Here is a 12,325-nt window from a genome sequence, read left to right on the forward strand (position 1 = left end):
GCCCGGTGCGACCCGGCGCCGGCCCCACACACCCACCGTCATGATCGCGACGCGGTGGTGAGGTTAGCCTCCCTTCATGACCGAGCACACGGGCACCGGTGACACACGGGTCACCGCACGGGAGGTGGTCCGCAGCACGATCAGGTCGTTCCGCGGCCGGGTCGCGGCGGCGACCGTCCTGCTGTGCGGGCACCAGGTGGGTGAGGCGCTGGTACCGGTCCTGGTCGGCGTCGTGATCGACCGCGCGGTCACCACCGGCGACACGGGCAGCCTGGTGCTCTGGCTGCTGGTGCTGGCCGCGGACTTCGCGATGCTGTCCTACAGCTACCGGTTCGGCGCCCGCCAGGCCCTGCACGCCGACCTGCGGGCCGACGCCGGGCTGCGCACCCGGGTAGCGGCCCGGCTGCTGGACCACCGCGGCGGCGCCGAGACCGGCCGGCTGCCCGGCTCCCTCACCTCGATCGCCGTCGCCGACGCCAAGCGCGTCGCCATGATGAACTTCTGGATCCCCACCGCGGCGGCGGCCGTGGCCGCGCTCGTGGTCGCCGCCGTCGCGCTGCTGCGGATCTCGCTCCCGCTGGGTCTGCTCATCCTGCTCGGCACGCCGCCGCTGCTGTGGCTGATCGGCCGGGTCGGACGGCCGCTGGAGCGGCGCAGCGGTGCCGAGCAGGAACGGGCCGCGCGGGCGGCGGGGACCGCGGCCGACCTCGTGTCCGGTGTCCGGGTCCTCAAGGGGCTGGACGCCGGACCCGCCGCGGCCGAGCAGTACGCGGCGAGCAGCCGCACCGCGCTCGGCGCCACCCTGCGGGCGACCCGCGCCGAGGCCGGGTTCCTCGGCACCGTCCAGCTCGCGAACGGCCTGTTCCTCGCGGTCATCGCGCTGGTGGGTGGCCTGCTCGCGCTCGACGGGTCGATCACCGTCGGCAACCTGGTGTCGGCGGTCGGGCTCGCCCAGTTCCTGGTGGGGCCGCTGCAGACCCTCGGCGTCGCCGGGGCACGCCTGGCCCAGGCACGGGCCTCGGCCGGGCGGATCGCGGAGGTCCTCTCCGCGCCCCCCGCCGTCGGACCGGGCGGGGACACCCCCGGCTCCGGTCCCACCGAGGACCCGGCCGGCGCGCGGCCGGCGCTCGCGCTCACCGGGCTGCGGCACGGCCCGCTCGACGGCCTCGACCTCGCGGTCCCGCCCGGCCAGCTGCTCGGTGTGGTGGTCCCCGACCCCTCCGCGGCGACCGCGCTCGCCCGCTGCCTGGCCCGCGACGTCGCCCCGGAATCGGGGCGGATCCTGCTCGACGGCTCCGGCGTCGACGACCTCCCGCCGGCCGCCACCCGGGCCACCCTGCTCGTCGCCGCCCACGACGCGCACCTGTTCACCGGCACCGTCCTGGACAACGTCACCGCCGCGACCCGCGACGGCGCCCCGGCGTCCGCCACGGTCGCGGCGATGGCCGCCGCCCGCGCCGACCAGGCCGTCGAGGCCCTGCCCCGGGGCGCCGACACCCCGGTGGCCTCGCGCGGCAGCTCGCTGTCGGGCGGGCAGCGCCAGCGGGTCGCGCTGGCGAGGGCGCTGGCCGCCGACCCCCCGGTGCTCGTGCTGCACGACCCCACGACCGCCGTCGACGCCGTCACCGAGACCGAGATCGCGGCGCGGCTGCGCGAGCACCGCGCCGACCGGACGACCGTGCTCCTCACGACCAGCCCGGCGCTGCTCGCGGTCACCGACCGCGTGGTGGTGCTGCGCGAGGGCCGGGTCGTCGCGGACGCGACGCACACCGAGCTGATGACCGACGACGCCGACTACCGCAGGGTGGTGACCGGATGACCACCGGGACCGAACCGTCCGGGCCGCGCCTGCTTCCCGTCGCCGACGGCCGCCGCACCCGCGCCGTCCTCGGTGAGCTGCTGCGCCCGCGGCGCGGTACCGCCGTCGCCGCGCTCGTCGCGCTGGTCGCCGGGGCGGCGGTGAGCCTGGTCGCGGCACCGCTGCTGGGCCGGATCGTCGACCTCGCCGCCCGCGGGGCCCAGCCGTCCGCGCTGACCGCGCCGGTCGCGACCCTGGCCGGGGTCGCGGTCGTGCAGGGCGCGCTCGCCTTCGCCGGGATCGCGTTGATCGCCCGGGTCGGCGAGACGATGCTCGCCCGGCTGCGGGAACGCTTCGTCGCCCGGGCACTGGACCTGCCGCTGGACACCCTGGAACGGGCCGGGTCCGGCGACCTCACCTCCCGCGTCACCGACGACGTCCGGTCGTGGGCGAGGCGGTGCGCGAGGCGCTGCCCGAGTTCGCCAGGGCCGCGCTGGTCATCGGCCTGACCCTGGTCGCACTCGCCGCCCTGGACTGGCGGTTCCTGCTCGGCGCGCTGCTGGCGGTGCCGATCCAGGTGGTCACCGCGCGCTGGTTCCTGCGCCGTTCCGGGCCGCTCTACGACGCCGAGCGCATCGCGGGCGGCGCCCAGCAGCAGCAGCAGCAGCTGCTCGACACCGCGGCCGGGGTGGGCACGGTGCGGGCGTTCCGCCTCACCGAGGACCACCTCGACCGGGTCCGCGCCCGGGCCGAGGCCGTCGCCGGGATCGGACAGCGGCTCGTGGTGCTGCAGACCCGCTTCTTCGGCCGGCTCAACGCCGGTGAGGTGCTCGGGCTGTGCGGGGTGCTGGTCGCCGGGTTCGTGCTGGTCGGCAACGGCAGCACCACGATCGGTACGGCGAGCGCGGCGGCGCTGTACTTCATCAACCTGTTCACCCCGATCAACATCATGCTGTTCCAGCTCGACGCCGCCCAGTCCGCGGTGGCCGGGCTGCGGCGCATCGTCGGCGTCGCCGAGATCGACCCGCCCGCCCCGCCCGCGGACCCGGCCGTTCCCGCCGATGCCCGGGTACGGGTGCGCGGCCTGACCCACTCCTACGTCGACGGCCACCCGGCGCTGTCCGGTGTCGACCTCGACCTCGCCCCCGGCGCCCGCGTCGCGCTGGTCGGCACCAGCGGTGCGGGCAAGTCCACGCTGGCCAAGCTCGTCGCCGGCATGCACACCCCGGACGCCGGGGTCGTCGAGATCGGCGGCGTGCCGCTGGAGCGGATCGACCGTCGCGGCGGGCGACCGCCGGTCGTCCTGGTGACCCAGGAGGTGCACGTGTTCGCCGGGCCGCTCGCCGAGGACCTGCGCCTGGCCCGCCCGGACGCGACCGACGACGAGCTGCGCGCCGCCCTGGCCACGGTCGGTGCGACCCCGTGGGTGGACCGGCTCCCCGACGGTCTGGACACCGTCGTCGGCGACAGCGGGCACGCCCTGAGCGTCGTGCAGTCCCAGCAGCTCGCGCTGGCCCGGATGGTGCTGGCCGACCCGCCGGTCGTGATCCTCGACGAGGCCACCGCCGAGGCGGGCAGCGCCGGCGCGGCGGAGCTGGAACGCGCCGCCGACGCCGCGCTGGCCGGTCGCACGGCCGTCGTCGTGGCCCACCGGCTCAGCCAGGTCGCCGACGCCGACCACGTGCTGGTGCTCGACGCCGGGCGGACCGCGGAGTCCGGGACGCACGCCGAGCTGGTCGCCTCCGGCGGCCGGTTCGCCGCGTTGTGGCAGGCCTGGACGGGTCTGCGTGGCCGGCCCGTCGCCGGCGGGGACCGCTGAGGAGCCGACCGACGCGGAGGGTGCCCCGGGGGGCCACGGGTCCCGCGGGCACGGATTTCCCCGGGACCGGCGGGACGGGGTGCGGCGCGGCGCTCAGACGACGACGGGTGTCGGCGCCGTCGAGGGCAACGAGGCACCGGTCAGCGAGGCCACGACCTCGCCGGAGCGCACCGCGATGTTGGACAGCAGCGTCGAGGTGATCCCGTGCGTGTGCTCGGTCGGTCCCTGCAGGTAGAAGCCGGCCCGCACCGGCGTGCCGTCGGCCAGCGCGGTGGTGCCGAGCCGGTAGTCGCGCCGGACGTCCAGCCGACCACGGGCGTCGCGGGCGCAGGCCTCGTCCAGGCCGCCGGACAGCAACCACAGCGGGTCGGCGGGGCGGTAGCCGGTCGCGTAGACCACCGCGTCCGCGGTGATGACCTCACGCGAACCGTCGATCAGCGACTCCACCGCCAACTCCACCCGGTCCCCGACATCCACCACATCGGCCACCCGCGACACGTTCCGGAAACGCAACCGCTCGGTCCCCGCGACCCGCTCGTGATAGTGCGTCCGGTACAGACCCTCGATCAACTCCGGATCGACCACCGAGTAGTTCGTGTTCGCGTGATAACCCAGGATCCGGTCCTTCACCTCCTCCGGCGCGGCGAAGAAATCGTCCACCGCCCCCGGATCGAAGATCCGGTTGGCAAACGACGTGTCATCAGCAGGGCTGTAGCCGTAACGGGCGAACACCGCATGCACCTCCGCACCCGGGAACGTACGGTGCAGATGCTCCACGGTCTCCGCAGCACTCTGCCCCGCACCGACCACGGCGAACCGGGACGGCGCGGACCCGGCCATCCCGCCGGTGCGGAACAGCAGATCGCGGTTGTGCCAGACGCGGCCGCCTGCGGTGATGCCGCGCGGCAGGACGGGCGTGAGCCCGCAGGCGAGGACCACGTTGCGGGCACGCAGCCGCTCCACCCGCTCCCCCGTGCGGACGACCACGTCGACCAGGTCCACGCCGTCCTCGCCGCGGACCGGCTCGATCCCGGCGACCTCGCTGCCGTAGCCGACCGTCACCGCCGATCCGGCGGCCGCGCCGATCTCGCCGACCCGCGCCGCGGCCCACTCCAGGTAGTCGTGGAACTCGCGGCGGGTGGGGAACGACGAGCCGTAGTTGATGAAGTCCGCCAGCCGGTCCCGGTCGTGCAGATAGGACAGGAAGGACAACCCGCTCGTCGGGTTCCGCAGCGTGACCAGGTCCTTCAGGTGCGAGACCTGCATGGTCGCATCCTCGAGCAGCATCCCGCGGTGCCAGCCGAACCGCTCCTGGCGCTCCACGAACCGGGCGCTCACCCGCGCGTCGGCCGGGACCGACGCGTTGTGCTCGAGCAGGGCGATGGCGATGCCGAGGTTCGACGGCCCGAACCCGACCCCCACCACGTCGAGTACCTCCGGGGTGGAGTGGGGGTGCGCGTTCGCGGGGTTCGCCATCACGGTCCTTTCGTTGCTTCGGCACGCCTCAGATAAGGCGAGGCTAACTGCAACACGACGGGGGATGACCCGCCTAGTACTCCAGCCGCAGTTTGTGATGTTGATGTGCGCTAAGCTTCGATCTTGTGCAGGTGGAGGAGGATCTCGAGGCGTGGGCCGGTGGCCTGGATGGGCTGTTCGGGCTGGTGGCGGGCCGGTTCTTCCGGACGGAACCGCGGCGTCGGGCGCGGGCGTATGTGCGGGGGTTGTTGGCGCCGTTGGCGGGGAAGAACGGGTGGACGCTGGCCGAGGTCGCCGGTGACACGACTCCGGATGGGATGCAGCGGCTGCTCAACTCCGCGACCTGGGATGTCGACGGTGTCCGTGATGACCTGCGGGATTACGTCGTCGAGCACCTCGGCGAGTCCGGTGGGGTGCTGATCGTCGATGAGACCGGGTTCCTGAAGAAGGGGACGAAGTCGGCGGGGGTGCAGCGCCAGTACTCGGGCACTGCCGGGCGGGTGGAGAACTGCCAGCTCGGAGTCTTCTGTGCCTATGCCACGAGCAAGGGCCGGACGTTGATCGACCGCGAGCTCTACCTGCCCAAGTCCTGGACCGGTGATCGGGAACGCTGCCGAGCCGCGGCGGTGCCTGAGGAGATCGAGTTCGCCACCAAGGCCACGCTGGCCAAGGAAATGCTCGGCCGTGCCCTCGATGCCGGGGTTCCCGCAGGATGGGTGACCGCGGACGAGGCATACGGGCAGGACTACAAGTTCCGCACCTGGTGCGAGCAGCGCCGGATCGGCTACGTCGTCGCGGTTCCGCGCAGCCAGTCCGTCCCGTTGTCCCTGGACGCCGACATCTGTCAGATCAGCGGCTCACGACGGGCCGACGACCTGGTCGCCCGCGCTCCCGGACGGGCGTGGAAGCGCCGCTCAGCCGGTCCGGGTGTGAAGGGAGAACGCTTCTACGACTGGGCCGTGGCCTCGCTGTATCCGCCCGAGAACGCCCCGGCCGGATGGGGCCGATGGCTACTGGTCCGACGTCAGATCCTCACCGACACACAGCTCTCCGCCGGCGAGGAGCCCGATCTGGCCTACTACCTGTGCGCCGGCCCGCCCGGCACCACCGACGACGATCTCATCCGCGTCGCCGGCACGCGGTGGGCGATCGAGGAGTGCTTCCAGACCGCGAAGAACGAGGTCGGGCTCGACCACTATCAAGTGCGGCGTTACGACGCCTGGTACCGCCACGTCACCCTGGCTATTCTCGCCCACGCCTACCTCTCGGTCACCGCGGCGATCGCCCCAAAAGACCTGATCACGGGCTCATCCCGCTCACCCTCGCCGAGATCCGACGTCTCCTGGCACCTCTGATCCACATTCCCACCCAGGCGCCGTGCTGGGCCTGGTCGACCTGGCGACGTCGCCACCAACACCGAGCCCGCGAAAGCCACTATCGACGACGAAGACAGCTCAGCTAACGAAGTGCGGCTGGAGTACTAGGGGGTGATCGACGGGCCCCGGCCGGACCAGGTCGTCACCCCTGGTCAGCGCCCGGACGTGACGCAGGTGTCACCCGTTGGGAGTAGAGGACACGACGCTCCGTGCGCATCCCGCGACGGTGTCGCGTCATCCGTCCGTGCGTTGCTGCCGCCGGAACCGGGGAGCCCCCGGGAGCGGGCACACGAGGACACCGGTCACGGGTGACGTACCGGCGTGGCGGACGGGGCGACGGCGGTGCCGCGCGGGACGTGCCCGTCCCGCGCGACACCGGTGGTGGTTCACCAGTCCCAGTTGCGCACGAGCGATCCCCCCTCGACCGGAGTGCTTCTCCCCGTCCCGGAACGAACGCCGCTGCGCTCCGAACGTGCGGACGCACGACGCGCTCCACGATCGAGTGATGACGCCGCCAGCGTAAGCGACGGACAACGCTGCGTCACGATTTAACGTAAATCTGAGGCGTTCGTCGTGGGTTCGGATCCGCTGGGCGCGGATTCCGGCCATCGGAGCGACGGTGGGGAAGCCTTGCTTTACCCGCGGGTAGCCTCGGTGCGATCTCCCGAACGCAGCCGAGGAACAGGCAGGCGATGTGATCTCCGGCCCGGTGGCACCGCGCGCGACGGGGCGTCGCCGGCCCGCGCCGGACGCCCGGTCGCTGCGAGGTCTGCCGCTGCGCCCGTTGCTGCTGGTCCTGGTCGTGGAGGCCGCCGCGGTCACCGCGGTCGGCACCGGGATCGTGGCGACGACGGCCCCGACCCGCACCGAGGTGCTGCTGTGCGGGCTGCTGGTGCTGGTCGCCGCGGCGCACACCGAGCTGTCGGTCGGTGCCGAGCGCCTGCGGCGCCGGATCGCCGAGACCCGCTACATCAACATGACCTCGGTGTGGACGTTCGCCGCCGCGCTGCTGCTGCCGCCCGGGCTCGCGACCGTCGTCGTCGCGGTCGTCTACCTGCACCTCTACCTGCGGGTGGCCCGCCCGAGCGGCACCCCGCCGCACCGCCAGGTCTACAGCGCCGCCACCGTGCTGCTGGCCGTGCACACCGTCGCCGGGCTGCTCGCACTGGTCGACGGCCGGACCGGAGCGCTCGCGACCCCGCAGAACGCGGCCCTGGTCCTGGGTGCGCTGGTCGCCTACACCGCGGTGAACACGCTGTTGGTCGTGTCGGTGCTGCGGCTCACCGCACCGGGATCGCGGTTCCTCGCGATCCTGCTGGGCGGCGACATCGGCCTGGAGCTCGCGACGCTGTCGATCGGCGGGCTGGTCGCGGTCGTGCTCGCCAACACCTCGCCCTGGTTCGCGCTGCTCGCGGTGCTGCCGCTGCTCGTCGTCGAGCAGACCACCCTGGTGCGCCAGCTCGAGGCGCAGGTCGACACGGACGCGAAGACCGGGCTGCTCAACCCGGCGGCCTGGCGGTGGCGCAGCCGCCAGATGCTCGAACGCGACGCGCGCACCGACCGGGCCGCCGCCGTCCTCATCCTCGACCTCGACCACTTCAAGGCGGTCAACGACCGGCACGGCCACCTGGCGGGCGACGACGTGCTGCAGGCGGTGGCCGACGTCCTCACCGCCGAGGTGCGTGACCACGACCTGGCCGGCCGGTTCGGCGGCGAGGAGTTCGTGGTCACGCTCGGCGGGATGCGCGCCGACGACGATCCCGCCGCCCGGGCCCGCGAGGTCGCCGAGCGGATCCGGCGTGGTGTGCGCGCGCTCGAGGTCGACACCACGACCGCCGGGCGGGTCGCGGGGCTGTCGGTGTCGGTCGGCGTCGCGACGACGCCGGACCACGGCAGCGACCTCGACGGGCTGCTCGCCGCCGCGGACGCCGCGCTGTACGAGGCCAAGCGCGCGGGCCGCGACCGGGTGGCGGTCCGGCGGCCCGCGCCACCGCCCGTCGGCGACCCGGCGACGCCGCCGTTCGGGCTGAGCTACGGCACCTGAGGGCCGGCTCAGGTCCCGAGCAGGACCCGGGCCAGGTCCTTCCACTGGGGCAGCATCGGATCGCTGCCCGGGTCGCGTGGGTCGAAGGTGTAGGTCAGCGAGGTGCCGCGCATCGAGGTGAGCAGCAGGTCGCGCAGCTGCTTGAACCGCGGGCGGCCGGCGAGCTCGTCGCCGAACATGCGGGCCATCGACGCGCGGATCGCCGCGCCGAGCCGCTTCTCCTCCGGGCGCAGTGCCTCGGCGATCTCGTGGTTCGACCGGGCCGCGGTCCACAGCTCGACCGCCGCCCAGAAGTGCGGCTCGGAGAAGCTCTCCCACAGCAGCTCGATGACCCGGTCGGCGCGCTCGAACAGACCGACCGGCTCGGCCTCCAGGACACGGCGCACCCGTTCCTCGGTGTCGGCGACCCGTTTGACCGCGAGGTGCTGCGCCGCGGCGACCAGCAGCCGGTCGCGGCTCGGGAAGTGGTGCAGCAGCCGGCCGCGCGAGACGTCGGCGGCCGACTGGATGGTCAGCGTCGTGGACCCGGAGTAGCCGCCGTCGATCAGGCAGGCGACGGCGGCGTCCAGGATCCGGGCGCGGCTGTCCTCCGACCGCTGCGCCCGGCTCCGGACCGCCGGAGGGTGTTCGGTGCTCATGATGTGCTCATGATCGCCTGTCGGTCATCGGCTCAGAGTCCCAGACCCCGGCCGATCACCTCCTTCATGATCTCGGTCGTGCCGCCGTAGATCCGGGTGATGCGCGCGTCGACGTAGGCCTTGGAGACCGGGTACTCGCTCATGTAGCCGTAGCCGCCGTGCAGCTGCAGGCAGCGGTCGGCGACCCGGCCCTGCAGCTCGGTGCACCAGTACTTCGCCTTCGACGCGTCGACCGCGGTCAGCTCGCCGGCGTTCAGCGCGCGCACGCAGTCGTCGACGTAGTGCTCGGCGAGGTCGATCTCGGTGTCCATCTCGGCCAGGGCGAACCTGGAGTTCTGGAACGAGCCGACCGGCGAGCCGAAGGCCTTGCGCTCCTTGACGTAGGCCAGCGTCCCGTTCAGCGTGGCGCGCGCCGCGGCCACCCCGGCCACCGCGATCGACAGCCGCTCCTGGGGCAGCTTCTCGACCAGCTGGACGAAGCCCTTCCCCTCCTCGGGCCCGAGGAGGTTCTTCACCGGCACCGTCACGTCGGTGAACGACAGCTCGGCGGTGTCCTGGGCGTGCATCCCCAGCTTGTCGAGGTTGCGGCCCCGCTCGAAGCCCTCCATCCCGCGCTCGAGCACCAGCAGGCTCATGCCCTTGTGCTTCTGCGACGGGTCGGTCTTGACCGCGACGACGATCAGGTCGGCGTTGATCCCGTTGGTGATGAAGGTCTTCGCGCCGTTGACGACGTAGTGGTCGCCGTCGCGGACGGCGGTCGTCGACATCGACGCCAGGTCCGAGCCGATGCCCGGCTCGGTCATGGCGATGGCGAGGATCGTCTCTCCCGCCACCACACCCGGCAGCCAGCGCTGCTTCTGCTCGTCGGAGCCGTAGGTGAGCAGGTAGGGCAGCACGATGTCGTTGTGCAGGGTCAGGCCGAGACCCGCCCCGGCGGCGCCGACCCGCAGCAGCTCCTCGCTGATGACGGCGTTGAAGCGGAAGTCCCGCACCCCGCCGCCGCCGTACTCCTCGGGCGCGTCGATCCCCAGGAAGCCGTTCGCGCCGGCGGTGGTGAACAGCTCCCGGGAGACGGCGCCGTCACGTTCCCACTGCGCCTCGTGCGGGACGATCTCCTTCTCGACGAAGGCGCGGAACGCCTCCCGGAAGTCCTCGTGGTCGGACTCGTAGAGCGTGCGCTTCACGGCGCCGCCTCCCCTCGGGTGGTGGTGTGACTAGCGGGGCTGCATCCGGATGGCGCCGTCGAGCCGGATCGTCTCGCCGTTGAGCATCGGGTTCTCCACGATGTGCGCGGCGAGCTTGCCGTACTCGGCGGGCTGCCCCAGCCGCGACGGGTGCGGCACCTGCTTGCCCAGCGAGGTCTTGACGTCCTCGGGCAGCCCGGCCAGCAGCGGGGTCTCGAACAGGCCCGGGGCGATGGTGCAGACCCGGATGCCGAGGTCGGCCAGGTCGCGGGCGATCGGCAGGGTCATGCCGACGATGCCGCCCTTGGACGCGGAGTACGCGGCCTGCCCGATCTGCCCCTCGAACGCCGCGACCGAGGCGGTGTTGATGATGACTCCGCGGTCGCCGTCGACCGGCTCGGACTTCGCGATCCGCTCGGCGGCAAGCCGGATCACGTTGAACGTGCCGATCAGGTTGACGGTGACGACCTTGGTGAACCCGTCCAGTGGGAACGGGCCCTTCTTACCGTAGGTCTTGATGCCGTTGCCGATGCCGGCGCAGTTGACCGCGACGCGGACCGCACCGAGCTCTTCGGCGGCGTCGAGGGCGGCGGTCACCTGCTGCTCGTCCGTGACGTCGGCGGCGACGAAGCGGACGTTCTCCCCCAGCTTGTCGGCGACGGCCTCACCCTGCGACGACGGCAGGTCGATGATCAGGACCTTGGCGCCGAGCTCCACGAACTTCTCCGTGGTGGCCAGGCCCAGGCCGGACGCACCGCCGGTGACGACGGCGACGGAACCGTTGATGTCCATGTTCTGTCTGTTTCCTTCCGGGCGGGGAACGGGTGTCAGAGCAGCTCGATGATGGTGGCGTTGGCCTGGCCGCCGCCCTCGCACATCGTCTGCAGGCCGTAGCGGATGCCGTTGTCGCGCATGTGGTGGATCAGGGTGGTCATGATCCGGGCGCCGGAGCCGCCGAGCGGGTGGCCGAGCGCGATCGCGCCGCCGTGGGGGTTGAGGCGCTCGGCGACCGAGGCGTCGCCGCCCGCGATGTCCGCCAGCCAGGCCAGCGGCACCGGGGCGAACGCCTCGTTGACCTCGAACGCACCGATGTCGTCGAGCGAGAGTCCGGAGCGCTTCAGCACCTTCTCCGTCGCCGGGATCGGGGCGGTCAGCATGATCACCGGGTCGGCGCCGGCCAGCACCGCGGTGTGCACGCGGGCGACCGGGGTGAGGCCCAGCTCGCGGGCCTTCTCGCTGGTCGTCATGAGCAGTGCGGCGGAGCCGTCGGAGATCTGCGAGGAGTTGCCGGCGTGGACGACCCCGCCCTGGTCGGCCTCCTTGAACACCGTCTTCAGCTGGGCCAGGCCCTCCAGGGTGCCGCCGCGGCGGACACCCTCGTCGGCGGTGACTCCGGCGACCGGGGCGATCTGGCCGTCGAAGCGGCCGTCGTCCTGTGCGGCGGCGGCACGGGAGTGCGACAGCAGCGCGAACTCGTCGAGCTGCGTGCGGGAGAAGCCCCACTTCTCGGCGATCATCTCCGCGCCCACGCCCTGGTTCGGCGAGACGCCGTAGCGGGCGCGGAAGTCGTCGCCGAGCGGGTCCGCGTCACCCTTCGAGGAGCCCATCGGGACCCGGGTCATGGACTCGACGCCGCCGGCGACGGCCACGTCGTACTGCCCGGCGATCAGGCCCGCCGCGACGAAGTGCACCGACTGCTGGCTGGACCCGCACTGGCGGTCGACGGTGACCCCGGTGACGGTCTCGGGGAACCCGGCGGCCAGGGCCGCGTTGCGGGCGATGTCGAAGGTCTGCTCGCCGGACTGGGACACGCAGCCCCACACGACGTCCTCGATCTCGGCGGGGTCGACCCCGGTCCGCTCGACCAGGCTGCGCAGCACGTGCGCCGACAGATCGGTGGGGTGGATGCCGGCGAGTCCACCCCTGCGCTTGCCGACCGGGCTGCGCACGGCCTCGACGATGACTGCGTCTCGCACGGTCTCGCTCCTTC

The 12,325-nt window shown here is 72.9% G+C and carries 10 protein-coding genes; 5 read left to right on the plus strand and 5 right to left on the minus strand.

Features of this window, described 5'->3' with window-relative positions; translation table 11 throughout:
• Nucleotides 1-76: 76 nt before the first annotated feature.
• Genes KPF47_RS20120 through KPF47_RS20125 form a run of 3 tightly spaced genes read left to right on the plus strand, consistent with a single transcriptional unit; the run spans nt 77 to nt 3,617 of the window.
• Nucleotides 77-1,819 carry an ABC transporter ATP-binding protein gene (locus tag KPF47_RS20120; RefSeq protein WP_224390267.1) on the plus strand — a complete coding sequence of 581 codons (1,743 nt, stop codon included), beginning with the start codon at nt 77-79 and terminating at the stop codon, nt 1,817-1,819.
• On the plus strand, nt 1,816-2,307 hold the full coding sequence (locus tag KPF47_RS40270) for an ABC transporter transmembrane domain-containing protein (protein ID WP_308015440.1): 492 nt from the start codon (nt 1,816-1,818) through the stop codon (nt 2,305-2,307). Before KPF47_RS20120 ends, KPF47_RS40270 begins: the two co-directional genes overlap by 4 nt.
• Entirely contained in the window at nt 2,244-3,617 is a 1,374-nt protein-coding gene (locus KPF47_RS20125; RefSeq protein ID WP_308015441.1) for an ABC transporter ATP-binding protein, read from the plus strand. The genes KPF47_RS40270 and KPF47_RS20125 overlap by 64 nt, the downstream gene beginning before the upstream one ends.
• 93 nt (nt 3,618-3,710) lie before the next feature.
• Here the strand turns inward: KPF47_RS20125 and KPF47_RS20130 are convergent, their stop codons facing one another.
• Nucleotides 3,711-5,093: a lysine N(6)-hydroxylase/L-ornithine N(5)-oxygenase family protein gene (locus tag KPF47_RS20130; protein ID WP_224390268.1), complete on the minus strand. Its 1,383-nt coding sequence runs from the start codon at nt 5,091-5,093 to the stop codon at nt 3,711-3,713.
• Between the two features lie 131 nt (nt 5,094-5,224).
• On the opposite strand from KPF47_RS20130, the gene KPF47_RS20135 reads away from it, so the two are divergent.
• Both KPF47_RS20135 and KPF47_RS20140 read left to right on the plus strand, forming a co-directional pair.
• Nucleotides 5,225-6,448 carry an IS701 family transposase gene (locus tag KPF47_RS20135; RefSeq protein WP_374108783.1) on the plus strand — a complete coding sequence of 408 codons (1,224 nt, stop codon included), beginning with the start codon at nt 5,225-5,227 and terminating at the stop codon, nt 6,446-6,448.
• Between the two features lie 715 nt (nt 6,449-7,163).
• Nucleotides 7,164-8,513 carry a GGDEF domain-containing protein gene (locus KPF47_RS20140; protein WP_224390269.1) on the plus strand — a complete coding sequence of 450 codons (1,350 nt, stop codon included), beginning with the start codon at nt 7,164-7,166 and terminating at the stop codon, nt 8,511-8,513.
• Between the two features lie 8 nt (nt 8,514-8,521).
• Here KPF47_RS20140 and KPF47_RS20145 read toward each other — a convergent pair whose 3' ends face one another.
• Genes KPF47_RS20145 through KPF47_RS20160 form a run of 4 tightly spaced genes read right to left on the minus strand, consistent with a single transcriptional unit; the run spans nt 8,522 to nt 12,311 of the window.
• Nucleotides 8,522-9,151 carry a TetR/AcrR family transcriptional regulator gene (locus KPF47_RS20145; protein WP_224390270.1) on the minus strand — a complete coding sequence of 210 codons (630 nt, stop codon included), beginning with the start codon at nt 9,149-9,151 and terminating at the stop codon, nt 8,522-8,524.
• A gap of 32 nt (nt 9,152-9,183) precedes the next feature.
• Nucleotides 9,184-10,335: an acyl-CoA dehydrogenase family protein gene (locus tag KPF47_RS20150; RefSeq protein WP_224390271.1), complete on the minus strand. Its 1,152-nt coding sequence runs from the start codon at nt 10,333-10,335 to the stop codon at nt 9,184-9,186.
• A gap of 30 nt (nt 10,336-10,365) precedes the next feature.
• On the minus strand, nt 10,366-11,127 hold the full coding sequence (locus KPF47_RS20155) for a 3-hydroxyacyl-CoA dehydrogenase (protein WP_073574552.1): 762 nt from the start codon (nt 11,125-11,127) through the stop codon (nt 10,366-10,368).
• A 35-nt stretch (nt 11,128-11,162) separates the two neighbouring features.
• On the minus strand, nt 11,163-12,311 hold the full coding sequence (locus tag KPF47_RS20160) for an acetyl-CoA C-acyltransferase (RefSeq protein ID WP_224390272.1): 1,149 nt from the start codon (nt 12,309-12,311) through the stop codon (nt 11,163-11,165).
• Between the last annotated feature and the right edge of the window lie 14 nt (nt 12,312-12,325).

Source organism: Pseudonocardia sp. ICBG1293, from assembly GCF_020131355.1.
Lineage (GTDB): Bacteria > Actinomycetota > Actinomycetes > Mycobacteriales > Pseudonocardiaceae > Pseudonocardia.

What these genes read in the sequence shown, in the direction of transcription:
- KPF47_RS20120 (WP_224390267.1), top strand. Translation starts at nt 77, where the DNA reads ATGACCGAGCACACGGGCACCGGTGACACACGGGTCACCGCACGGGAG.
- KPF47_RS40270 (WP_308015440.1), top strand. Translation starts at nt 1,816, where the DNA reads ATGACCACCGGGACCGAACCGTCCGGGCCGCGCCTGCTTCCCGTCGCC.
- KPF47_RS20130 (WP_224390268.1), bottom strand. Translation starts at nt 5,093, where the DNA reads ATGGCGAACCCCGCGAACGCGCACCCCCACTCCACCCCGGAGGTACTC.
- KPF47_RS20145 (WP_224390270.1), bottom strand. Translation starts at nt 9,151, where the DNA reads ATGAGCACCGAACACCCTCCGGCGGTCCGGAGCCGGGCGCAGCGGTCG.
- KPF47_RS20155 (WP_073574552.1), bottom strand. Translation starts at nt 11,127, where the DNA reads ATGGACATCAACGGTTCCGTCGCCGTCGTCACCGGCGGTGCGTCCGGC.